This window comes from Rhodoferax sp. BLA1, assembly GCF_013416775.1.
GTDB lineage: Bacteria > Pseudomonadota > Gammaproteobacteria > Burkholderiales > Burkholderiaceae_C > Rhodoferax.
In genome coordinates this window covers 122,702-144,496 of sequence record NZ_SZVI01000005.1, presented here as the reverse complement: position 1 = coordinate 144,496, position 21,795 = coordinate 122,702, and the positions used below count along the sequence as shown (strand labels likewise).

Sequence of the window (21,795 nt, the reverse complement as noted above, 5' to 3'; positions counted from 1 at the left end):
AGCTGTGCTGGGTGTCAGCCCGCCCGGGCGCGTGAATACAAGGGCAAGACCTTGGGCAGATTGGCCTCGATGTCGGCGATGCGGGTTGTACCCGCCGGGTGGGTCGACAACCATTGGGGTGGTGCACCCTTGTTGGCCACGGCCATTTTTTGCCACAGGCTGACACCGGCGCGCGGGTCAAAACCAGAGCGGGCTGCCAGCTCCATGCCGACCAGATCGGCCTCGGACTCGTCGCTGCGGCTGAACTGCAGTGTGAGCAGCTGGGCGCCGTAGTTGGTCACTGTCTGCCCGAGTTCGCCCAGGCCCAGAACCTGGCTGAGCAAGGTGGCACCAATGCCAGTGGCGGCGTTTTTGCCCATGCGTTCACGTGCGTGTTCACGCAGCGCATGGGCGATTTCATGGCCCATGACCATGGCCGCCTCGTCGTCCGTGAGTTTGAGCTGGTCCAGGATGCCGGTGTAGAACGCGATCTTGCCGCCTGGCATACAAAACGCGTTGATTTGTTTGCTGCCAATCAGGTTGACCTCCCAGCGCCAGTTGGCAGCGCGCGGGTTCCAGCCCAGCGCGTGGGGGATGATCTTCTGGGCCATGGTGCGCAGGCGGCGCAGCTGGGGGTTGTCCTTGCCCGCCAGAGCATTCTGCGCGGCGGCCTGTTGCAGCATCTGCGCGTACTGCTGGGCGGCCGATTTTTCGATGGTTTCGGCAGGCACCAGCTTGGTGAACACCGAGTTGCGGCCCACATCCACCCCTTCGGCCTGCGCCAGCTGCAGGCTTGCGCCCGGCACAGCCAGTGTCAGGGCGGCACCTTGCAGCAGCAATCGCCGCTGCGCGCAAAAGTAGCAGCTATGGTGGTTATTCATGGTTGATTTGTCCTGTCAACTGACATGGCCCTTCTGTAGAGTGAGGCCCTCAGATTCGTAATTTTGTCTGTGCAATTGTGGCTCAAGGCGCGAAAATTCAAGCCACATAAAAACCATTTGCGCCCAAGGCCTAGGAGACATTTGATGACCGCCCCCCTGTTTGTTGCGTCGATGGACGCCTGTGTGGACCATATTCTGGACGCCGTTGCCGGGCCGATTGTGCTGGGTATTCCGCTGGGTGTGGGCAAACCCAACCCGCTGGTCAATGCGCTGTACCAGCGCATCAAGGCCAACCCGGCGCGCCAGTTGCGCATCATCACCGCCTTGTCACTGGAGAAACCGGTCGGCCACAGTGAGCTGGAGAAGAACTTTCTGCAACCCCTGGTCGAACGGGTGTTTGGTGACTACCCGGACCTGGACTACGTCAAGGACCTGCGCGCCAACCAGCTGCCCCCCAACATCGAGGTGCAGGAATTTTTCATGAAAACCGGCGACTACCTTGGCAACGTCGCCGCGCAGATGGGCCATATTTCCACCAACTACACCTTTGCTGCGCGTGACATGGCGGTGCAAGGCATGAATGTGGTGGCGCAAGCGGTAGCTGCCAAGGGTGAGGGGGAAAGTCTGCGCCTGAGCCTCTCAAGCAACCCCGATATCACCCAGGCGGTGGTTGAGAGTGTGCGCGCCAGCGGACAACCGGTCATCACGGTCGGTGTCATCAACCACAAGACGCCCTTCATGCCCAATGGCGCCGAGGTCAGCCCCGATTTTTTTGATGTGGTGGTGACCGACCCGGCGGGCACCCACGATGTGTTTGCGCCGCCCAACAACAAGGTCAGCCCCGCCGACTACGCCATTGGTTTACATGCATCGAGTCTGGTGCAAGACGGTGGCACCTTGCAGATTGGCATTGGTTCACTCGGGGATGCGATTGGCCAGTCGTTGATCGTGCGGGACCGCCATGGGCCGGAGTACCGGCGCATTCTGGAATCGATCTGCCCGGGCGGGCTGGCCGGACGGGAACTTGGGCGTTTTGACATCGGGCTGTATGGCTGCTCGGAGATGCTGGTCAACGCCTTTTTGCGCCTGATCGAGGCCGGCATCATTCGCCGCGAGGTGTATGACGATGCGGTGTTGCAACAGCTGCTCAACAGCGGTGAGATCCCGGACAACTGCGTCACGCCTCACATGCTGCAGGCCTTGCTGGATGCCGGGCGCATCCGCTCCCCACTCTCCGAGGAGGACCTGGACTTCCTCAAACACTATGGCATCCTGCGTGCCGAGGTGGTGCTGCATGGCCAGCAGCTGCGCTGTGGCAGCCACCAGTGCAGCAACCAGATCCGCGAGCCGGCCAGCTTTGCGCTGGTGAGCCAGCACATGCTGGGTACCCACCTGCTCCATGGGATGTACATGACCGGCGGGTTTTTCCTGGGGCCACGCGACTTCTACGAACGCCTGCGCACCATGGCGCCGCAAGACCTGGCCAAGATCGACATGACGCGCATCGACTTCATCAACCAGCTCTATGGCAACGATGCGCTCAAACGTGCCCAGCGGCGCAAGGCCAGTTTCATGAACACCACCATGGTGGTGACCCTGCTGGGCGCGGCGGCCAGCGACACGCTGGAGTCGGGTCAGGTGGTCAGTGGGGTGGGTGGCCAATACAACTTTGTCGCGATGTCCCACGCGCTGGCGGACGCGCGCCTGATCATGATGTTGCGCGCCACCCATGACAACAAACATGGCCTCAAAAGCAGCATCGTCTGGAACTACGGCAGCGTCACCATTCCGCGGCATTTGCGTGATGTGGTGATCACCGAATACGGCATCGCTGAACTGCGTGGTCAGTCGGATGGCGAGGTGGTCAAACGCCTGATTGCGATTGCCGACTCACGCTTCCAGGACGAGCTGGTCAAACAAGCCAAGGCCCACGGCAAACTCGAAGCCGACTACGAAGTGCCCGAGTGTTACCGCCACAACCTGCCCGAGGTGATCGCCGCCAAGATCAAACCCTGGTCCGAGGCCGGGCTGCTGCCCGACTTCCCCTTTGGCACCGACCTGACCGAAGACGAGTTGCACATGGTGCGGGCTTTGAAAAAGATGAAACACGCCAGCCACCACCCGGCCGAATTGGTCACGATGGCGGTCAAAAGCCTGTGGGAGGGCAAAGAGGCGCCGCCCGCTTATCTGGCGCGCCTGGGGCTCGACGAGGTGCACAGCTTCAAGGACCGCGTGATGCGCCGCCTGTTTGCCAATAGCCTGTGATGCTGATCAAAAAGAATAGCTTTAGACCCTTATCTAATAAGGGCTAGAGGCCAATTCTTCATATAGACACAGACAGAGCATCAGGCTGGGCATTTGCCCACTGCACCCAAGTCAGCGGCGCCCCGTGTCTATTTGATGCAGACCGAGCGCACCATCTTGAGGTCGGTCAGACCCATCATGACTTTTTCCATGCCGTCCATCTTGAGGGTGCGCATGCCACCTTCCACCGCCGTGGCAAACACCTCGGCGACGCGGGCGCGCTCCTGGATCTGCTTCTTGATGCCGTCGTCGGCGATCAGCAGCTCGTGCAGGCCAACACGGCCTTTGTAGCCGGTCTGGTTGCACTTGTCACAGCCCACATGGCGGTAAAAGTGCAGCTGGCCGTTGTCGGCGTACAACTGCTTCCAGCGGTCAATCAATTGCGTCAAGGCGCCCTCGTAGTCCTGTGCCCAGGCGGCTGAGTGGCGCAGCTCCTCGGCGTATTCCATGGCAAACAGGCGCAGCTCCTCGGCGTCGGGCACATAACTTTCCTTGCAGATACACAGCTTTTTGGCCAGCCGCTGCGCCAGAATGCCCAAGAGTGCATCGGCAAAGTTGAACGGGTCCATGCCCATGTCCAGCAGCCGGGTGATGGACTCGGGTGCCGAGTTGGTGTGCAGGGTGGAAAACACCAGGTGCCCGGTGAGTGAGGCCTCCACCCCCATGGCCACGGTTTCCTTGTCGCGCGACTCACCGACCATGATGATGTCGGGGTCGGCCCGCAAAAACGCCCGCATGATCAGCGCAAAGTCGATACCGGCCTTGCGGTTGATCTGCACCTGGCGCAGCCCTTTCTGGGTGATTTCGACCGGGTCTTCGGCGGTCCAGATCTTGGTGTCAGGCTTGTTCAGGTGTTTAAGGATCGAGTGCAAAGTGGTGGTTTTGCCCGAACCGGTGGGGCCACACACATAAAACAGGCCGTAGGGCTTCTCAATGGTCTGGATCACGCGCGCCATGTTGTGGCTGGTCAGACCGAGCTTGTCCAGCGGAATCGGCTCACCAGCGGCCAGAATCCGCATCACCACGTCTTCCACCCCACCGGCAGACGGGATGGTCGCCACCCGCAGTTCGATGTCGAGCGGGCCGTATTTCTTGAACTTGATCTTGCCGTCCTGCGGCTTGCGACGCTCGGAGATGTCAAGGTCACACATGATTTTCAGGCGGGTGACCATCGCCTGGCGAAAGTGGGATGGCACCTCAATGTAGGGTTGCAAGGACCCGTCAATGCGAAAACGGATGCCGGTCTTGAACTTGCCCGGCATCGGCTCGATGTGGATATCTGAGGCGCCCTGGTGGTGCGCGTCGATGATCACCTTGTTGACAAACTTGACCAGTTCGTTGTCGGCTGCGGCCGATTCCAGCGCGTCGCTGAGACCACCCTCATCATCCATCGGGCCACTGTCCATATCGGCCAGCATCTCGCTGATGCTGCCGCCTGTGACCTCGATACCAAAAATCTGCCCCAGCGTGTCGCGAAACTCGGTGTGGGTGGTAACCCGGTACGAGAAGCTGGTGAACCGCGGAAACACCTGTTGTACGATGCGTGAGCTGCGCACCGCCTCCGGGTCCAGGCACATGATGACCAGCCCGGCGGGTGAATCCTCCAGCGGAATCCAGCCCTGTTCTTCAATGAACTCGCGCTTGAGGGCGCCGTGCAAGGCCTCTGCGCGGATGCGCCCCTCGATCCAAGGCTCGTAAGGCACGCCAAAAAACTTGGCCAGCGATGGCCCGATCTGCGCCGCACGCACCTGGTACTGGGTCAGCAACAAACTCTCAGCCGTGAGCCCCTGGGCACGTGCGTCTTGCAGGCATTGCTGCAACTCACTGGCGGTCATCACGCCCTCAGAAACCAACCCATCGTATTTGGTCACCATGCGTCGTACACCTTCCTCGGTGCCATGGATGCGGTGGCGGATCGCCGTGGCCAGGGTTTTACACAACTGAGAAATACCCTCAATCTCCAGATCACCAAAGGGTTTGTTGCTCTTGTTATTGATAACTTGCAAGACGCCGTAGAGCGTTTCGCCCTCGAGAATTGGCGCCACCATCATCTGCCGGGTGCGGTAGCCCGAGCGTTTGTCCACCTCTTTCAAAAACGACAAGGCCGGGTGGATGGTCTTGAGCGACTCATCGTCATACACATCGGGCAGGTTCACCAGCATGTGGCTGTAGGCCACATACCCGGCAATACTCTGCGGGGAGATCGGCAGCTTGAGGTCGCGACTGCTGTTGAGCCCGGTCTTGACCTTGGAGATGATGGCGGTGTTGTCTTCGTTGACCACATACAAGGTCAAGCGGTCGGCATCAAAGAGCTTGCAGATGTCCTGGCTGGCTTCGAGCATGATCTGCTCGATGTTGTCGGTTTCGTGGATGCGGGCGGTCACATGCTGAAGCTGCTTGTAAAAAAGCGCTTCAAACGTCATGCCACTTCGATCAACGTGGTGCATTTTGAGGCCGGTGTTCATGGCGCTTTGATCTCAAACAGAGCAAGGGGTTCCGGAGTTGGTGGCCAACCCGTGTACCGGGTCAGCCGTCCACATGGGTCAGCTCTGGAGGAACTGCATTTCTGTGCCCGCCAGCAAAATCCGGTCACCGTGTTTCAGCACAACGGGCTCATCACCCACGGTGTTGCCGTTGAGTGTCAGGCGATCTTGGCCTTCGACGTGGTGCACAAAGTAGTTGTGACGACGCTGGGTGATGGCGGCCACCGACACCCCGGGTTTGCCCACCGTGGTGACCACTTTGGTCAGGGCCATCTCGCGCCCCGCAGCGGCACCGGTCAGCACCTTGATGGCGCCTTTGAGCTCTGGAACCGCTGCCGTGGGGGCCACAGGCATCGGCGCAGGCGCTTGCGGCCTGTGCATCATGGTGCGTTCATAGGCATCGTCGGCCCCGGCAGCGTCAAAGCGGATCTTGTATTTGCCCATCTCCATGACATCACCGTGCTGCAGGACTTGCCGCTTGACGGCCTTGCCGTTGATGTAGGTGCCGTTGGTGCTGTGCAGGTCTTCGACCGCCACCTGATCGCCGGTTTTGATCAGCACCGCATGTTCTCCGCTGACGGTCAGGTTTTCAATCACGACGTCGTTGTACGGCCTGCGCCCAATGCTTGTCCGGTCCTTGGTCAGCGTGACTTCACTGTGGACGACGCCGTCCATCATCACCGTTATGTGGGGCATGATTCTCTCCTGTACAACGCAGTATATGGGTTTGAACCGGGCATGTTGCCCTCATGGATCAGGGCTTGCCGAACAAGCGTGAGATTAAACCGGATTTTTCCGGCGCCTTGCCAGCCTGTGCCAACAAGACCGAAATGTTGTCGCGTCCCCCATTGAGGTTGGCGCGGGCCACCAGCTCGGTGGCCACCAAAGTCAGGTTATTGTGGTTGTTCAGGCTGGACAGGATGTCTTTGTCGGTCAACATGTCGGTCAGGCCATCGGTGCACATCACATACAGATCACCGTCCTGGACCGGATGTTCGTGGATTTCGACCCGCACCACGTCCTCCACCCCAAGCGCCCGCGTCAACAGATTTTTGCCAGGCGCAAATGCGGCCTGCTCTTGTGTCAGGTAACCAGCATCCACCTGCTCTTGCAGCATCGAATGGTCTTTGGTGATCTGGGTCAGCACCCCGTCGCGCAGGCGGTAACAACGCGAGTCACCCACATGCCCCAGAATCAGTTTTCCGCCATGGAACACACCGGCCACCAGGGTGGTCCCCATGCCAGCGTACTGTGGGTTGGCATTGGCCGCGTTCAGAATGGCCACATTGGCTTCGTCAAAGCAGGTTTCAAGCATCCTGGCCACTTGTGAGGGGCTGTGCTGGGTGTCATCGGCAGACAGCCAGCGCACCAGCTCAGAGGTGACGAGCTGCACCGCCATGCTGCTGGCCACTTCACCGGCGTTGTAGCCACCCATGCCGTCTGCCAGAACAGCCACGCCCAGAGCGGTATCAAAAGCCAGGGCGTCCTCGTTGTTGGCCCTGACCAGGCCGGCGTCGGTCAGTGCGTGAAAACTGTAATGCATCATGAATCGTCAATGTTCCTGTCCAGCCTGTCCTTGATTGGCGGTTCCTGAAGGGGGAGTCAAAGCCACCGTTGTGGCAATGTGAAGGCCTAACGCCGCATTTTGCCTTGAATGTGCGGCCCACCTGCCGACCATCCGGGCGCTTGTCCGGCTTCTTTGTTTTGTGAGGTGGCCACAGGGGCATAAAAAAAGCGTTCAGGCCGCCAGGGCTTGAACGCTTGGTCCTGCAGGTGCCATGGCCAGAGTGGCCGGCACCCCCAACAGGTTTACAGCAAAGCTTTGAGCAATTTGGCCATTTCGGACGGGTTGCGTGTGACCTTGAAGCCACATTCTTCCATCACCGCCAGCTTGGCTTCGGCGGTGTCTGCACCACCCGAAATCAAGGCACCAGCGTGGCCCATACGTTTGCCTGCGGGTGCGGTGACACCAGCGATGAAGCCCACGATGGGTTTTTTCATGTTGAGCTTGCACCAGCGTGCGGCTTCGGCTTCGTCGGGGCCACCGATTTCGCCGATCATGATCACCGCATCGGTGTCAGGATCGTCGTTGAAGGCCTTCATGATGTCGATGTGTTTGAGGCCGTTGATCGGGTCACCACCGATGCCGACCGCGCTCGATTGGCCCAGGCCGATTTCGGTCAGCTGCGCTACCGCTTCATAAGTCAGGGTGCCGGAGCGGCTGACCACACCAATACGGCCCTTGCGGTGGATGTGGCCGGGCATGATGCCGATCTTGATCTCGTCTGGTGTGATCAGACCCGGGCAGTTGGGGCCGAGCAACAAGGTCTTTTTGCCGCCAGCGGCTTCCTTGGCCTTCATCTTGTTGCGCACTTCGAGCATGTCACGCACCGGAATGCCTTCGGTGATGCAGATCGCCAGGTCCAGGTCAGCCTCGACAGCCTCCCAGATGGCGGCAGCGGCGCCTGCGGGCGGCACGTAGATCACCGACACGGTGGAGCCGGTTTCCTGGGCCGCTTCTTTGACCGAGGCGTAAATCGGGATACCGAAGATGGATTCGCCGGCCTTTTTCGGGTTCACACCGGCGGCAAAACAATGTTTGCCATTGGCGTATTCCTGGCACTTTTCGGTGTGGAACTGACCGGTCTTGCCGGTGATGCCCTGGGTGATGACCTTGGTGTCTTTATTGATGAGGATGGACATGGTGTTTCCTATTCAGTCTCAGGCTGCGGCTTTGACGGCAGCGACCACTTTTTGGGCCGCATCGGCCATGGTGTCGGCGCTGATGATCGGCAGACCCGACTCGGCCAGCATCTTTTTGCCCATTTCTTCGTTGGTGCCCTTCATGCGCACCACCAGCGGTACCGACAGGTTGACCGCCTTGCAGGCGGTGATGATGCCGGTGGCGATGGTGTCGCACTTCATGATGCCGCCAAAGATGTTGACCAGGATGGCCTTGACCTTGGGGTTTTTGAGCATGATCTTGAAGGCTTCGGTGACCTTCTCGGGGGTGGCGCCGCCGCCTACGTCGAGGAAGTTGGCGGGTTCAGCGCCAAACAGCTTGATGGTGTCCATGGTGGCCATGGCCAGACCGGCACCGTTGACCAGGCAGCCGATGTCACCGTCCAGGCTGATGTAGGCCAGGTCAAACTTGCTGGCTTCGACCTCGGCCGGGTCTTCTTCGTCCAGATCGCGGTAGGCCACAATTTCCGGGTGGCGGTAGAGCGCGTTGGCGTCAAAGTTGAACTTGGCGTCGATGGCTTTGATGCCGCCATTGCCTTCCAAGATCATGGGGTTGATTTCCACCAGCGAGGCGTCGGTGTCCATGTAGACCTTGTAGACCTTTTGCAGCACGTCAGCGGCCTGGGCGACCGAGCCAGTCGGCACACCAATCGCGTTGGCCAGTTTGGCCGCTTGTGCATCGGTCAGGCCGGTGGCCGGGTCAACGATTTCTGTGATGATCTTCTCGGGTGTGGAATGCGCCACCTCTTCGATGTCCATGCCACCTTCGCTGGAGACAATCATCGCCACGCGCTGGCTGGCGCGATCTGTCACCGCCGAGACGTAGTATTCCTTTTTGATGTCGGCGCCGTCTTCAATCAGCAGGCGACGCACTTTTTGACCTTCGGGGCCGGTCTGGTGTGTCACCAGCTGCATGCCCAGGATCTCACCTGCGAGCTTTTTCACATCGTCAATCGAGCGCGCCAGCTTCACGCCGCCGCCCTTGCCACGCCCACCGGCGTGGATCTGCGCCTTGACCACCCAGACCGGGCCGCCAAGTTTTTGTGCGGCTTCTACCGCTTCTTGAACAGTGAATGCTGCAATGCCACGTGGCACTGGCACACCAGCTTGGCGCAAGATGTCCTTGCCTTGGTACTCGTGAATTTTCATGAGGTCTCTCTCGGGAACGGATGTTAAAAGTGCACCTGAAAGCCGCTTGTGGGCAACGGTTTACCGACGCTGGGTGATGCGTCGCGGACTGTATCATGATGAATTGATTCATTCTTTAGCCAGTCTTACAAGACCAGGCGTTTTTATTCACCATGCAAAAAATCTTCATCGATGGCGAGGCCGGCACCACCGGACTGCAGATTCGCGACCGCCTGCAGCATCTGGACGGCATCGAACTGGTCAGCATCGCACCCGAGCTGCGCAAAGACGCCGCCGCCAAGCGTGCGCTGATGGCCGAGGTGGATCTGGTGGTGCTGTGTCTGCATGACGAGGCTGCTATTGAATCTGTATCAATGATCGCTGATATTGAAAGGGCTACAGGCACAAAAGGCCCCAAAATCATCGATGCCTCCACCGCCCACCGCACTGCACCGGGCTGGGTCTACGGTTTTGCCGAACTGTGTGCTGGCCAGCGCGAGGCCATCCAAGCCGCGCGGCGCGTGGCCAACCCGGGTTGTTACGCCACCGGCGCCATCGCCCTGATCCGCCCGCTGGTGGATGCTGGGCTGATCCCGGCGGATTTCCCGCTATGCCTGCCTGCGGTGAGTGGTTACTCAGGCGGCGGTCGCCCCATGATTGAGGCCTACGAACAAGGCAAAGCCCCGGCTTATGAGCTGTACGCGCTGGGTCTCAAACACAAACACATCCCGGAGATCCTGGCCAACACCGGCTTGACACGTCGCCCCCTGTTTGTGCCCTCGGTCGGCAACTTCAAACAAGGCATGCTGGTGCAGATTCCGTTACACCTGGACCAGCTGCCCGGCCAGCCCAGTGTGGCCGACTTGCACCAGGCACTGGCCAAACATTACGCAGGCAGTCAATGGGTCAGTGTGGTGGAAACCAGCTCAGACAACAAACTCGACGCGGTGGCACTCGACGGCAGCGACGCCATGGAGCTGCGCGTGTTTGGCAACCAAGACAGCAGCGATAACTTCCGCCACGCGCTGCTGGTGGCGCGGCTGGACAACCTGGGCAAAGGCGCCAGCGGCGCGGCGGTGCAAAACCTCAAACTGATGCTGGGGCTCTGAGTCCATGGCGGTTGAGCTGTCCAAGGAAACCCGCGCCACGGCGGTGACCTCGATCGAGCGCTGGTTCACGGCCCACATGGACATGCGTATTGGCAACATGCAGGCCGCCGAACTGCTCGACTTTTTCCTGAAGGAGCTGGCGCCGAGCGCTTACAACCAGGGGGTGGCTGACGCCCAGGCGCAGATGCTGGCCCGTGTCAACGAGCTCGACATCGATTGCCATGAGAGTGAATTCGCCTACTGGAACGGCGGTCGACGACGCGGTACCTGACGCCCGACCTGCGGCCCGTTACTCGTCGTCCGCGCCCGTCACCACCCGGCGGATGGTGTCACCACCAAAACCGCGGCTCGCCAGAAAACGCATTTGTTTGGCCCGCTGATCGGCATCTTGCGGGGCCTGACCAAACTTTTTTTGCCAAACATCGCGCGCACGTTCGAGCTCGGTGGTGCGCAAAGCCTGGACTGCGTCCGCCACCGCTTGCGGGTCCAGCCCCTTGCCTTGCAGCTCCTGCTTGATGCGCGCCGCGCCGAGTTTGCTGGCGCGGCGGTTCACCACCGACTCCAGCACCCGCTGTTCACTGATGAAACCCTTGGCCTGCAAGTCATCGAGCGCGGCTGCCAGGCTGCCGGACTCCTCCTCAAACGGCGCCAACTTGCGCTCCAGCTCCAGCCGCGAGTGTTCACGGCCGCTGAGCAGGCGCAGGGCGCGCCCTTTGAGTGAAGGTGTGGCAAAGCCCATTCAGCACATCACTATTAAAAATGGAGCTATCTGTCCTTATTGAATAAGGGCTAGGCGCCCTTTTTGCTTGCAGCTTTGGCTGCTGCGTCGATTGGCTCGGAGCCCGCCAGCAGCGGGATGCCCAGAGACGCGCGCACCTTGTTTTCGATCTCGCGGGCGAGGTCGGCGTTTTCCTTGAGGAACTCGCGTGCGTTGTCGCGGCCCTGGCCGATTTTTTCACCGTTGTAGGCGTACCAGGCGCCGGACTTGTCGAGGATGTTGGCGGTGACGCCCATGTCGATGATTTCGCCCTCGCGGCTGATGCCCTGGCCAAACATGATGTCGAACTCGGCGGTCTTGAACGGTGGCGACACCTTGTTTTTAACGACTTTGACCTTGGTTTCGTTGCCGATCGATTCCTCACCCTTCTTGATGGTGCCGGTGCGGCGGATGTCCAACCGCACCGAGGCGTAGAACTTGAGCGCATTACCGCCGGTGGTGGTCTCCGGGCTGCCAAACATCACACCAATCTTCATACGGATCTGGTTGATGAAGATGACCATGCAATTGGTTTTCTTGATGTGGGCGGTGAGTTTGCGCAGCGCCTGGCTCATCAATCGGGCTTGTAAGCCGGGCAGGCTGTCACCCATTTCACCTTCCAACTCGGCCTTGGGTGTCAAAGCCGCCACCGAGTCGACCACGATCAGATCCACCGCGCCGGAGCGCACCAGGCTGTCGACAATTTCCAGCGCTTGTTCACCGGTGTCGGGCTGGCTGATCAGCAGGTCTTGCAGGTTGACGCCGAGGTTTTGCGCGTACTGGATGTCGAGTGCGTGTTCGGCATCGACAAACGCACATTGGCCGCCGGTTTTTTGCATCTCGGCAATCACCTGCAGGGTCAGCGTGGTTTTGCCGGATGATTCCGGGCCATAAATTTCCACCACCCGGCCACGTGGCAGGCCGCCGACACCGAGCGCAATGTCCAGCCCGAGTGAGCCGGTGGACACCACCTGAATGTCTTCGATCACCTCGCCTTCACCGAGGCGCATGATGGTGCCCTTGCCAAACTGCTTCTCGATCTGGGCCAGCGCCACTTGCAGGGCTTTGGCTTTTTCGGCGTTGGCGGGGGTAAGTGTTTTAGCGGGTGCGTCCATGGTGGTCTCCTGAGGTGTCAACAAGTGGGCGGGTGGGAAAGCTTGCGCATCCTCTGTCAATAACTACAGGCTGGATGCTTGAACAGTAGTTTACAAGCACTGTTAAAAATAGAAAAGACAATTTATCGTCAATTTGGTTTACTATTTTGGACATGGACACTTTACCCTCAGACACCGGCTGGCGCCAGGCGCATCTGGGCCACTGGCTGGCGCTGGCGCTGCAGCGTTTTGATGCGCGTGTGTTGCAGCTGATGGCACGCAACGACCAGGTGCCGCTGGCACTCAGCAACCTGGCGGCGCGCGGCAGTTTGACCGCCTCCCACATCCACATCACGCGTCATCTGGCGCTGCAGGGTTCGCGCCTGACCGAGCTGGCGCAGCGTGCTGGTGTCAGCAAACAGGCGATGGGCAAGCTGGTAGACCAGTGCGCTGCCTGGGGCCTGGTGCGGCGCGAGGACGACACGCAGGACGCCCGTGCCCGCCGCGTGGTATTCACCCCCACCGGGCTGGCCTGGCTGCAGGCTTTTGAAGAAGCGGTGACCCAGGCCGAGGCCGAATTGCGCGCCGCGGTCGGGTCGGAGGTGGCCACCGTGATTGCTATCGGACTGGAAGCATACGCGGCCTAAAATGGCCTTACAAAGCGCGAGACAGCACGTAACCCCACAGGCCTCAGTGGCCACAACGAGGAGACAGCCATGCGAATTTTGATTGCCGAGGACGACCAGGTGCTGGCAGACGGTTTGCTGCGTACCCTGCGCAGTTCGGGGGCAGCGGTGGACCATGTGGCCAGCGGCACCGAGGCCGATGCGGCACTGATGACCAACACCGAGTTCGACCTGCTGATCCTGGACCTGGGCCTGCCCAAGATGCACGGGCTCGAAGTGCTCAAAAAACTGCGTGCGCGCGGCTCCTCGCTGCCGGTGTTGATCCTGACCGCCGCCGACAGCGTCGAAGAACGGGTAAAAGGCCTGGACTACGGCGCCGACGACTACATGGCCAAACCCTTCAGCCTGCAGGAGCTCGAAGCCCGCGTGCGCGCCCTGAGCCGACGCGGCATGGGGGCGGCCAGCAGCACCATCAAACACGGCCCGCTGATCTACGACCAGGGTGGGCGAGTCGCCACCATTGACGGCGTGATGGTCGAGCTGTCGGCGCGTGAACTAGGCCTGCTGGAGGTGCTGCTGCAGCGTGCCGGGCGCCTGGTCAGCAAGGACCAGCTGGTCGAGCGCCTGTGTGAATGGGGCGAAGAGGTCAGCAACAACGCCATCGAGGTCTACATCCACCGCCTGCGCAAGAAAATCGAAAAAGGCCCGATCCGCATCGCCACCGTGCGCGGCCTGGGCTACTGCCTCGAAAAGATCCCCGGGTAGCCCCCACTTCTTCGCCACACCGTGAACGTTTTTCAGCGCGAACAGCGTTCCCTGTTTGGCGAAATCCTGGACTGGATGCTCACGCCATTGTTGCTGCTGTGGCCGGTGAGTCTGGTGCTGACCTGGCTGGTGGCGCAAAACATCGCGGGCAAGCCGTTTGACCGGGCGCTCGAGTACAACGCCCGGGCCATGGCGCAACTCATCACCATGCGTGGCAACAAGCCCGAATTTGTGCTGCCACGCCCGGCGCGTGAACTGTTGCGCGCCGATGACTCCGACACCGTGTATTACCAGGTGATCGGGCCGCGCAGCGAACTGCTCAGTGGTGAAGCTGATCTGCCTGCGCCCTCGGCCGAAGAGAAGGTGGTGCCTGATGAAGTGCGCATCCGCGACGATGTGATCCAGGGTTTTGACATCAAGGTGGCCTACATCTGGGTCAAGCTACCCACCCGCAACGGCGACCTGGCCTTGGTGCAGGTGGCCGAGACACTGGAAAAACGCTCGGTGCTGGCCACCGAAATTGTCAAAGGCGTGATGCTGCCGCAGTTTGTCATCTTGCCACTGGCGGTGTTGCTGGTCTGGCTGGCCCTGGTACAAGCCATCCAGCCCCTCAACCAGCTCGAAGAACGTATCCGCGCGCGCCGACCCGATGACCTGAGCCCGATCGATGCCCAGGCGGTGCCGCTGGCGGTGTCCCCCCTGGTGGACTCGGTCAACGACCTGCTGTTGCGTCTGACCGACTCGATTGCCACCCAGAAACGTTTCCTGGCCGACGCGGCGCACCAGCTCAAAACCCCGCTGGCGGGGCTGCGTATGCAGGCCGACCTGGCCCAGCGTGAGGGCGCCAGCGCCGAGGACCTCAAACACTCTCTGCGCCAGATTGGCCGCGCCAGCATCCGTGCCACCCACAGCGTCAACCAGTTGTTGTCGCTGGCGCGGGCCGAGAGCAGCGGCTCGGCCATGCCACGCGCCCTGTGTGACCTGGCGGAAGTCTGTATGTCGGTGGTGCGCGACAGTGTGCCGCGTGCGCTGGAAAAACACATTGACCTGGGCTACGAAGGCGCTCAGCCCGGCACACCAGGCTGCACTATGTTGGGCAACGTCACCCTGCTCAAGGAGATGATCCGCAACCTGGTGGACAACGCCATCAACTACACCCCGTCCAGCCTGGTGTCACCGGGCATGATCACCGCAAGGGTCTTGACCGACCCGGTGGGCCGTTTGCTGGTGCTGCAGGTGGAGGACTCTGGCCCGGGCATTCCTGAGTCTGAGCGTGAACTGATCTTCCAGCCGTTTTACCGCGCCTTGGGCACCGATGTGGATGGCTCGGGCCTGGGTCTGCCGATTGTTCTGGAAATTGCCCAAAAACACGGTGCCAAGGTCAGTCTGGAAGACACCCAGCCGGGTCACACACCGCCTGGCGCCCGTTTTGTGGTCACTTTCACCGCGACCCTGCCCGATGAGCTGCAGCCGGCCTGAGGCCAGCCGCTACGGCTGAGATGTGGCGGCGGTGGGTGCCGACGCCGCAGTCTGTTCCGGCGCTGTCACCAGTTGTGGGCAAAGCACCAGCGGTTTACCCGGCAAAGCGGCCTGCAGGCTGTCCAGCGCCGCCTGGTCGGCCGCGCTGATGCTGGGCAGGCGCAGGTGGTAGGTCACGCTGGCCTGGCGCTCCTGTATCACCCGGGCTGAACGCACCCCGCGTTTGACCAGGTCTTGCAAACCGGTTTTGGCCGCTTCTTCCGTGGAAAACACACCCAGCGAGAAGCCTGGTGACAGTGCGGTGTTGCTCAAAACAAAGAACTTGACCTTCAACTCTGTCAGCTGCTCACGTTTTTTGGCCAGATCAGTCGCCTGGTTGTAGGGGCCCATGTAGACCATCCAGCGCGCGGGTAGCCGACTCTCGTCCAGCACCCAGGCCCCAGGTGGCAATTTGGCCGCGAGCAGGGGGCGCAATGTGTCGACCTGAGCTTCATCCAGTTCACCGCTTTGCCAGCAGCTGCTGGCCACCGGCTCGGCGGGCGTCGACGCAGGGGCGGGCTCTGGTGCGGATGCGGCGGTGTGTGTTGCGTCTGCCTTGTCCGTCAGCACCACCAGCGCCTCGGGGTGAATCTGCTGGGCCAGGCGTTGTGGCTCGTGTTGCTGCGTCGGACCCCAGCCGTAGGCCTGCAACCAGCCCTGTCCCCGGGCGAAAACACCCAGGTTCAGCAACACCAGCAGCAGAACCATCAGGCGCCACATAGCCGCTCCTAGCCGCCGCTGGCAGGGTTTGCTAGGCCAGCGGCCCGCCGCACACTGACCTCGGCACTGGTCACCCGCTGCAGACCCTGACCGGTTTGCAATAACAAGGCCCCCACCGGGTCTACCCCCATGGCCACACCTTGTTGGCCATCGCTTAAGCTCACCGGCGTCTGCGCCAGCGCATCACGGGCATTAAAACGTGCCTGAAAGGCCGCAAAACCCTGCTGCTCAAACGCCCGCAGGGTCTGCACCAAGGGGAGCAGTATCTGGGCCAAGGCCAACATCGCGCTGATGCCCGGTACCAGCTCGGCCAGCCCGGCCGGTTCGGTCGACAAGCCAGCCACCTCGGGGCGTTGGATATTGAGGCCGATGCCAATCACCACATATCGGCTGCCTGCTTTGCCGGGGTTGCGGGTGTTGGCGGTCTCGATCAGGATGCCTGCCAGCTTGCGACCCTGCCACCACAGGTCATTGGGCCATTTCAGGCGGATCTCGGGGTGCAGGCTATTGGCCAGGCTCCAGCCCACGGCCAGCGACAGGCCCGACCAGTCCTTGGGGGCCAAGGGCAGGCCCAGGGACAACATCAGCGTGCCCGGGCCAGCACTGCCAGCAACGCCCGGGCTGCTGTGCCAGGGGCGTGCCATGCGCCCGCGCCCGGCGGTCTGGTGCTCTGCAATCAAGAGCACGGGGTCTTCCACACCAGCGCGCAGTCGGCGCATCAGCTCGGCATTGGTGGAGTCGATCTCGGGCAGCACCTCCACGCTGAAGCCGGGCAACTGGGGCTCCACAGCTTGCCAGAGTGCTTCGCTGGGCCAGGGCGTCAGGGCGGGTAGTGTCATGGGGTGGCGCTACTTGCGCTTGCGTTTGGGGGCCAGCAGGGTGCCACGGCAGTTTTTGGCGCCACACCAACACGGGTACTCGGCCTTGAGTTTGGGCGTGTAACGCTCGTCGATGATCAGGCCGTAGTCGTAGTGCAGCTCTTCACCGGCGGCGATATTGCGTAGCGCCTTGATGAAAATGCGGCCCTTGTCTTCGTCGGCCTCGCAGTTGCCGTCGCAGGAGTGGTTGATCCAGCGCGACGAGTTGCCGTTGACCCCGCCGTCGATCACCCGGGTTTCATTCACATGAAAATAAAAGGTGTGGTTCGGGTTGGTCGGGTCGTGCGGGTGGCGCGCCTGGGCTTCTTCCCAGGTGATGATCTCGCCCACATACTCGATGATGGTTTCACCCTCGGCGATGTCCTGCAGTGCATAAACACCCCGGCCATGGATGCCGGAGCGGCGCACCTGGATGCGGCGGGAGGTAGCGGGTGATTTTTTCGACACGGTTAAAAAATTTGGTATCGTGAACTCGTATGGGTGCGCGTGTGCGCCCGCGAGAAACAGGGATTGTATTCAGATGACTATCGCAGAAAACACTAAAACAGCAGTGGCAGGCAAAACACTGGTCATTGCAGAAAAGCCCTCGGTGGCACAAGACATCGTGCGTGCACTCACGCCGGTGGCGGGCAAGTTCGAGAAACACGACGAGCATTTCGAAAACGACAGTTATGTGGTCTCCAGCGCGGTGGGCCACCTGGTCGAAATCCAGGCGCCCGAGGCCTACGACGTCAAACGCGGCAAATGGAGTTTCGCGCATCTGCCGGTGATCCCGCCGCACTTCGAACTCAAACCGGTTGACAAGACCAAGACCCGCCTCAACGCAGTGGTCAAACTGGCCAAACGCAAGGACGTGGGCCAACTCATCAACGCCTGTGACGCGGGCCGCGAGGGGGAGCTGATCTTCCGCCTGATTGAACAATACGCGGGCGGCGCCAAACCGCTGGGCAAACCGGTCAGCCGCCTGTGGCTGCAGTCGATGACACCCCAAGCCATCCGCGACGGCTTCAACGCGCTGCGCAGCGACAAACAGATGCAACCCCTGGCCGACGCCGCGCGTTGCCGCTCCGAGGCCGACTGGCTGGTGGGCATCAACGGCACCCGCGCCATGACGGCGTTCAACTCGCGCGACGGTGGCTTTTTCTTGACCACCGTGGGCCGGGTGCAAACCCCGACGCTGTCGGTGGTGGTGGAGCGCGAAGAACTGATCCGTGGTTTTGTCTCGCGCGACTACTGGGAAATCCATGCGTCCTTTGCCGCCCAGGCCGGTGACTACCCGGCCAAGTGGTTCAATCCAACCTGGAAAAAAGACGCTGATGACGTCGAGAAAAAAGCAGATCGCGTCTGGAGCCAGCAAGAAGCGCAAGCCATTGCTGACGCAGTGCGTGGCCAACACGCCACCGTCACCGAAGAAAGCAAACCCACCACGCAAGCCAGCCCGCTCCTGTTTGACCTGACCAGCTTGCAACGCGAAGCCAATGGCAAGTTCGGCTTTAGCGCCAAGACCACGCTGTCGATTGCGCAAAGCCTGTACGAGCGCCACAAAGCGCTGACGTACCCGCGTACCGATTCACGCGCCCTGCCCGAAGACTATGTGCCGGTGGTCAAACAGACCTTTGAGATGCTGGCCAACTCCGGCATGCGGCACCTGGCACCACATGCTCTGACGGCACTGAACAACAACTACATCCGGCCCAGCAAGCGCATCTTTGACAACAGCAAGGTGAGTGATCACTTTGCCATCATCCCCACATTGCAAGCGCCTGGCGAGCTATCAGAAGCAGAGCAGAAGCTGTATGACCTGGTGGTTAAGCGCTTTTTGGCGGTTTTTTTCCCAAGCGCTGAATACCAGGTCACCACCCGCATCTCCAAAGCGTTGGAGTACCACTTCAAGACCGAAGGCAAGGTGTTGGTCAAACCGGGCTGGCTGGCCATCTACGGCAAGGAAGCCGCCGACGAAGTGGCTGATGCCAAGGACGGCGACAAAGGCCAGAGCCTGGTGCCGGTCGCCCCCGGCGAAAAGGTCAAAACGGAGTCTGTCGACCCCAAAGGCTTAAAAACCCGGCCGCCGGCTCGCTACTCAGAAGCCACCCTGCTCGGCGCCATGGAAGGCGCTGGCAAAACCGTGGAAGACGACGAGTTGCGTGAGGCCATGCAGGAAAAAGGCCTGGGCACACCCGCCACCCGCGCCAGCATCATTGAAGGTTTGATCTCTGAGAAATACATGCTGCGTGAAGGCCGTGAGCTGATCCCCACCGCCAAAGCCTTCCAGCTGATGACCCTGCTGCGTGGCCTAGGGGTGGAAGAACTCTCCAAAGCTGAACTCACCGGTGAGTGGGAGTACAAACTCAGCCAGATGGAGCAAGGCAAACTCAGCCGCGCCGCCTTCATGGCCGAAATCGCCGCGATGACCGAACACATCGTCAAAAAGGCCAAGGAGTACGACCGCGACACCGTGCCCGGCAACTACGCCACGCTCAGCTCACCGTGCCCCAACTGCGGTGGTGTGGTGAAGGAAAACTACCGCCGTTATGCCTGCACCGGTGCTGACGGCCAGGGCGAAGGCTGCGGCTTCTCGTTTGGCAAAACCCCGGCTGGCCGCACCTTCGAGCTGGCCGAGGTGGAGCAATTCCTTCGCGACAAGAAAATTGGCCCGCTTGACGGCTTCCGGTCCAAGGCCGGTTGGCCGTTCACCGCCGAGATGGTCATCAAGTTTGACGAAGAGGCCAAAAACTACAAACTCGAATTCGACTTTGGCGACGACAAAAAGGGTGAGGAAACTGGCGAACTGGTCGACTTTGGCGAGCAGGTCAGCCTGGGCGCGTGCCCCAAATGTGGCGCTGCGGTGTTTGAACACGGCAAGAACTACGTGTGTGAAAAATCCGTGCCCACTGACGCGCAACCCACACCCAGCTGCGACTTCAAAACCGGCCAGATCATCCTGCAACAGCCCATCGAGCGCGAACAGATGGGCAAGCTGCTGAGCACCGGCAAGACCGACTTGCTCGACAAGTTTGTCTCGATGCGCACCCGGCGCAACTTCAAGGCCATGCTGGTCTGGGACGCCACCGCTGACAAGGTCAACTTCGAGTTTGCACCCAGCAAGTTCCCACCACGCAAAACCGCTTCGGCACCGCTGACACGCACCGCAGCTGCTAGCAAAAAAGCAGCTGCTAGCCCAGGTGATAAAAGGACTACAGGCACAAAAGCCACTAAACCCGCAGCCAAGAAGACGGCCGCCAAAACACCGCGCAAGGCACCCGCTGCTGGTGCGGGCTCCACCCCCAGCGCGGCACTGGCGGCAGTGATTGGCGCCGAACCAATTGCCCGCGCCCAGGTCATCAAGAAGCTTTGGGACTACATCAAGGCCAACAACTTGCAAGACGCCACCAACAAACGCGCCATCAACGCCGACGCCAAGTTACTCGCGGTGTTTGGCCAGCCGCAGGTCAGCATGTTTGAACTGGCGGGCATTGTGGGTAAACATTTGGGGTGAGGTGGAGTGGTCACACTGTGTGACCATTTTGAAAAGCGCATGGGTCAGGTTGTACCTGTCAAATCAACTGTGATTGACGCAGAAGTCAGGTAAAGTAATACCTGTTAGTTTTCGCAGGAGGCTCCCACATGACCACAACTGTTGCCAGACCCATGTCCGTCAAGCTGGACCAGGACACCCGTGGGCGCATGGACCGCTTGGCGCAATCTCGCAGGCGCACCACACATTGGCTTATGCGCGAAGCCATCCAGCAGTACATTGAGCGTGAAGAAAAGCTGGAGGCTTATCGACAAGATGGCATCGCAGCTTGGAACACCTACCAAGCCACCGGACTGCATGTCACTGAGGAAGAAGCGGACGCCTGGCTGGCCAAGCTGGAGGCAGGTCAGGACGCAGAGCCACCTGCATGCCACGTCTGATTTGGTCGCAGCCCGCGCTGCTGGACATGCAAAGGCTGCAGCGGTTTCTGGCTGAAAAAAGTCCAGATGCGGCCAAACGCGCCGTGGCAGCCATTCGCCAGGGCGTCAAGACCTTGGCTTTACAGCCGGGTGTAGGCCGCCCGGCAGACGACATGGCAGCGGGGTACCGGGAATGGATGATCGACTTTGGCAACAGCGGATATGTTGCGCTGTACCACTTTGACGGCCAAACCGCTGTGATCCTGGCCCTGCGGCACCAGAAAGAAATCGGCTACTGATCCAACCACTCACAAATCGGCTGCCACTGCGCCAAGTCGCGCGTCACACGTTCGGGCGCCAGGTCAAACACGGTCAGGCCACGGGCGGCGAGTTGGACGTAGTTCTGAGTGTTGCGCACATAACCAAGCACCGGCAGGCCGGTGGATTCGACAAAGGTGCGCAATTGTTCGGCGGCGCGGGTGCGTTCATCCACCCGCATGCCCACGATGCCGATCTGGGTTTTGGCGGCCTGGGCGCTTTGCGCCAGCTCGTCCAAAAAATCTTTGGTGGCAAAGATGTCGAACACGCTGGCTTGTAATGGCACCACTACCTTGTGTGCGAGTTTCAGCACCTCCTTGAGCCGTTTGCCGTGTAGCCCGGCCGGGGTGTCCAGCACCACATGGGTTGTGCCTTTGGGTGGTTTGGCGATGTCGTCGCGGTCCACCTCCCAGCTGGTGATCGGCCGGGCGGTGTCGGGCCGCAAGGACAGCCAGAGTTTGCTCGACAACTGCCGGTCGGCGTCGCCCAGCATCACGGCCTGGCCACGCGCTGCAAAGTAGCCCGCGATCTGGGTTGAGAGTGTGGATTTGCCCACGCCCCCCTTGGGGTTGGCCACAACAATCACTGGCATAGATGCT

Annotated in this window: 20 protein-coding genes and 1 pseudogene; 9 read left to right on the top strand and 12 right to left on the bottom strand. The window is 60.7% G+C overall.

Going from position 1 to position 21,795, the window contains the following annotated elements; genetic code table 11:
• Positions 1-14 precede the first annotated feature (14 nt).
• On the bottom strand, positions 15-860 hold the full coding sequence (locus FDG13_RS06325; protein ID WP_180125958.1) for a M48 family metallopeptidase: 846 nt from the start codon (positions 858-860) through the stop codon (positions 15-17).
• Positions 861-1,004: 144 nt separating this feature from the next.
• Here FDG13_RS06325 and FDG13_RS06320 point away from each other — a divergent pair, with 144 nt between their 5' ends.
• A complete protein-coding gene (locus FDG13_RS06320) occupies positions 1,005-3,125 on the top strand; it encodes an acetyl-CoA hydrolase/transferase C-terminal domain-containing protein (RefSeq protein WP_180125957.1) in 2,121 nt (706 codons plus the stop codon).
• A 128-nt stretch (positions 3,126-3,253) separates the two neighbouring features.
• On the opposite strand, the gene FDG13_RS06315 is transcribed toward FDG13_RS06320, so the two are convergent.
• The 5 genes from FDG13_RS06315 to sucC form a co-directional block, all read right to left on the bottom strand.
• Positions 3,254-5,629 (bottom strand): GspE/PulE family protein, encoded by a 2,376-nt coding sequence (locus FDG13_RS06315; protein ID WP_180125956.1) that lies wholly within the window; start codon positions 5,627-5,629, stop codon positions 3,254-3,256.
• 78 nt (positions 5,630-5,707) lie between these two features.
• Complete coding sequence (locus tag FDG13_RS06310) at positions 5,708-6,343, bottom strand: FHA domain-containing protein (RefSeq protein WP_180125955.1); 636 nt, start codon at positions 6,341-6,343, stop codon at positions 5,708-5,710.
• A 58-nt stretch (positions 6,344-6,401) separates the two neighbouring features.
• Entirely contained in the window at positions 6,402-7,193 is a 792-nt protein-coding gene (locus tag FDG13_RS06305; RefSeq protein ID WP_370528174.1) for a Stp1/IreP family PP2C-type Ser/Thr phosphatase, read from the bottom strand.
• Between the two features lie 263 nt (positions 7,194-7,456).
• On the bottom strand, positions 7,457-8,350 hold the full coding sequence (sucD, locus tag FDG13_RS06300) for a succinate--CoA ligase subunit alpha (protein WP_078364848.1): 894 nt from the start codon (positions 8,348-8,350) through the stop codon (positions 7,457-7,459).
• An 18-nt stretch (positions 8,351-8,368) separates the two neighbouring features.
• Entirely contained in the window at positions 8,369-9,538 is a 1,170-nt protein-coding gene (sucC, locus tag FDG13_RS06295) for an ADP-forming succinate--CoA ligase subunit beta (protein ID WP_180125954.1), read from the bottom strand.
• A 152-nt stretch (positions 9,539-9,690) separates the two neighbouring features.
• Between sucC and argC the strand changes: the two genes are divergently transcribed.
• Both argC and FDG13_RS06285 read left to right on the top strand, forming a co-directional pair.
• On the top strand, positions 9,691-10,626 hold the full coding sequence (gene argC / locus FDG13_RS06290) for an N-acetyl-gamma-glutamyl-phosphate reductase (RefSeq protein ID WP_180125953.1): 936 nt from the start codon (positions 9,691-9,693) through the stop codon (positions 10,624-10,626).
• 4 nt (positions 10,627-10,630) lie between these two features.
• Entirely contained in the window at positions 10,631-10,897 is a 267-nt protein-coding gene (locus FDG13_RS06285) for a DUF2164 domain-containing protein (RefSeq protein ID WP_180125952.1), read from the top strand.
• Positions 10,898-10,915: 18 nt separating this feature from the next.
• Here the strand turns inward: FDG13_RS06285 and recX are convergent, their stop codons facing one another.
• Positions 10,916-11,365: a recombination regulator RecX gene (gene recX / locus FDG13_RS06280; RefSeq protein WP_180125951.1), complete on the bottom strand. Its 450-nt coding sequence runs from the start codon at positions 11,363-11,365 to the stop codon at positions 10,916-10,918.
• Between the two features lie 50 nt (positions 11,366-11,415).
• Positions 11,416-12,498: a recombinase RecA gene (gene recA, locus FDG13_RS06275; protein WP_180125950.1), complete on the bottom strand. Its 1,083-nt coding sequence runs from the start codon at positions 12,496-12,498 to the stop codon at positions 11,416-11,418.
• 152 nt (positions 12,499-12,650) lie between these two features.
• On the opposite strand from recA, the gene FDG13_RS06270 reads away from it, so the two are divergent.
• The 3 genes from FDG13_RS06270 (at position 12,651) to FDG13_RS06260 (ending at position 15,347) form a co-directional block, all read left to right on the top strand.
• Positions 12,651-13,124: a MarR family winged helix-turn-helix transcriptional regulator gene (locus FDG13_RS06270; RefSeq protein WP_180125949.1), complete on the top strand. Its 474-nt coding sequence runs from the start codon at positions 12,651-12,653 to the stop codon at positions 13,122-13,124.
• 69 nt (positions 13,125-13,193) lie between these two features.
• Positions 13,194-13,868: a response regulator transcription factor gene (locus tag FDG13_RS06265; protein ID WP_078364842.1), complete on the top strand. Its 675-nt coding sequence runs from the start codon at positions 13,194-13,196 to the stop codon at positions 13,866-13,868.
• Between the two features lie 21 nt (positions 13,869-13,889).
• On the top strand, positions 13,890-15,347 hold the full coding sequence (locus tag FDG13_RS06260) for a sensor histidine kinase (protein WP_180125948.1): 1,458 nt from the start codon (positions 13,890-13,892) through the stop codon (positions 15,345-15,347).
• A gap of 9 nt (positions 15,348-15,356) precedes the next feature.
• Here FDG13_RS06260 and FDG13_RS06255 read toward each other — a convergent pair whose 3' ends face one another.
• The 3 genes and pseudogenes from FDG13_RS06255 to FDG13_RS06245 form a co-directional block, all read right to left on the bottom strand.
• Positions 15,357-16,106, bottom strand: a complete 750-nt coding sequence (locus tag FDG13_RS06255; RefSeq protein ID WP_180125947.1) for an SPOR domain-containing protein — start codon at positions 16,104-16,106, stop codon at positions 15,357-15,359.
• A gap of 8 nt (positions 16,107-16,114) precedes the next feature.
• Positions 16,115-16,945 carry a biotin--[acetyl-CoA-carboxylase] ligase gene (locus FDG13_RS06250; protein ID WP_180125946.1) on the bottom strand — a complete coding sequence of 277 codons (831 nt, stop codon included), beginning with the start codon at positions 16,943-16,945 and terminating at the stop codon, positions 16,115-16,117.
• A 21-nt stretch (positions 16,946-16,966) separates the two neighbouring features.
• Positions 16,967-17,449, bottom strand: a pseudogene (locus tag FDG13_RS06245) (SET domain-containing protein); the annotation flags it as partial.
• 55 nt (positions 17,450-17,504) lie between these two features.
• Here FDG13_RS06245 and FDG13_RS06240 point away from each other — a divergent pair.
• From FDG13_RS06240 to FDG13_RS06230, 3 genes are all read left to right on the top strand, one after another.
• On the top strand, positions 17,505-20,480 hold the full coding sequence (locus tag FDG13_RS06240; protein ID WP_180125944.1) for a DNA topoisomerase III: 2,976 nt from the start codon (positions 17,505-17,507) through the stop codon (positions 20,478-20,480).
• 128 nt (positions 20,481-20,608) lie between these two features.
• Positions 20,609-20,899 (top strand): CopG family ribbon-helix-helix protein, encoded by a 291-nt coding sequence (locus tag FDG13_RS06235; protein ID WP_180125943.1) that lies wholly within the window; start codon positions 20,609-20,611, stop codon positions 20,897-20,899.
• Positions 20,887-21,177: a type II toxin-antitoxin system RelE/ParE family toxin gene (locus FDG13_RS06230; protein ID WP_180125942.1), complete on the top strand. Its 291-nt coding sequence runs from the start codon at positions 20,887-20,889 to the stop codon at positions 21,175-21,177. The genes FDG13_RS06235 and FDG13_RS06230 overlap by 13 nt, the downstream gene beginning before the upstream one ends.
• On the opposite strand, the gene FDG13_RS06225 is transcribed toward FDG13_RS06230, so the two are convergent.
• Entirely contained in the window at positions 21,171-21,788 is a 618-nt protein-coding gene (locus FDG13_RS06225; protein WP_180125941.1) for a ParA family protein, read from the bottom strand. The genes FDG13_RS06230 and FDG13_RS06225 overlap by 7 nt on opposite strands.
• Between the last annotated feature and the right edge of the window lie 7 nt (positions 21,789-21,795).

Excerpts from the sequence above, each read along its gene's own strand:
- FDG13_RS06325 (WP_180125958.1), bottom strand. The coding sequence starts at position 860 with ATGAATAACCACCATAGCTGCTACTTTTGCGCGCAGCGGCGATTGCTG.
- FDG13_RS06320 (WP_180125957.1), top strand. The coding sequence starts at position 1,005 with ATGACCGCCCCCCTGTTTGTTGCGTCGATGGACGCCTGTGTGGACCAT.
- FDG13_RS06315 (WP_180125956.1), bottom strand. The coding sequence starts at position 5,629 with ATGAACACCGGCCTCAAAATGCACCACGTTGATCGAAGTGGCATGACG.
- FDG13_RS06310 (WP_180125955.1), bottom strand. The coding sequence starts at position 6,343 with ATGCCCCACATAACGGTGATGATGGACGGCGTCGTCCACAGTGAAGTC.
- FDG13_RS06305 (WP_370528174.1), bottom strand. The coding sequence starts at position 7,193 with ATGATGCATTACAGTTTTCACGCACTGACCGACGCCGGCCTGGTCAGG.
- sucD (WP_078364848.1), bottom strand. The coding sequence starts at position 8,350 with ATGTCCATCCTCATCAATAAAGACACCAAGGTCATCACCCAGGGCATC.
- sucC (WP_180125954.1), bottom strand. The coding sequence starts at position 9,538 with ATGAAAATTCACGAGTACCAAGGCAAGGACATCTTGCGCCAAGCTGGT.
- argC (WP_180125953.1), top strand. The coding sequence starts at position 9,691 with ATGCAAAAAATCTTCATCGATGGCGAGGCCGGCACCACCGGACTGCAG.
- FDG13_RS06285 (WP_180125952.1), top strand. The coding sequence starts at position 10,631 with ATGGCGGTTGAGCTGTCCAAGGAAACCCGCGCCACGGCGGTGACCTCG.
- recX (WP_180125951.1), bottom strand. The coding sequence starts at position 11,365 with ATGGGCTTTGCCACACCTTCACTCAAAGGGCGCGCCCTGCGCCTGCTC.
- recA (WP_180125950.1), bottom strand. The coding sequence starts at position 12,498 with ATGGACGCACCCGCTAAAACACTTACCCCCGCCAACGCCGAAAAAGCC.
- FDG13_RS06270 (WP_180125949.1), top strand. The coding sequence starts at position 12,651 with ATGGACACTTTACCCTCAGACACCGGCTGGCGCCAGGCGCATCTGGGC.
- FDG13_RS06265 (WP_078364842.1), top strand. The coding sequence starts at position 13,194 with ATGCGAATTTTGATTGCCGAGGACGACCAGGTGCTGGCAGACGGTTTG.
- FDG13_RS06255 (WP_180125947.1), bottom strand. The coding sequence starts at position 16,106 with ATGTGGCGCCTGATGGTTCTGCTGCTGGTGTTGCTGAACCTGGGTGTT.
- FDG13_RS06250 (WP_180125946.1), bottom strand. The coding sequence starts at position 16,945 with ATGACACTACCCGCCCTGACGCCCTGGCCCAGCGAAGCACTCTGGCAA.
- FDG13_RS06240 (WP_180125944.1), top strand. The coding sequence starts at position 17,505 with ATGACTATCGCAGAAAACACTAAAACAGCAGTGGCAGGCAAAACACTG.
- FDG13_RS06235 (WP_180125943.1), top strand. The coding sequence starts at position 20,609 with ATGACCACAACTGTTGCCAGACCCATGTCCGTCAAGCTGGACCAGGAC.
- FDG13_RS06230 (WP_180125942.1), top strand. The coding sequence starts at position 20,887 with ATGCCACGTCTGATTTGGTCGCAGCCCGCGCTGCTGGACATGCAAAGG.
- FDG13_RS06225 (WP_180125941.1), bottom strand. The coding sequence starts at position 21,788 with ATGCCAGTGATTGTTGTGGCCAACCCCAAGGGGGGCGTGGGCAAATCC.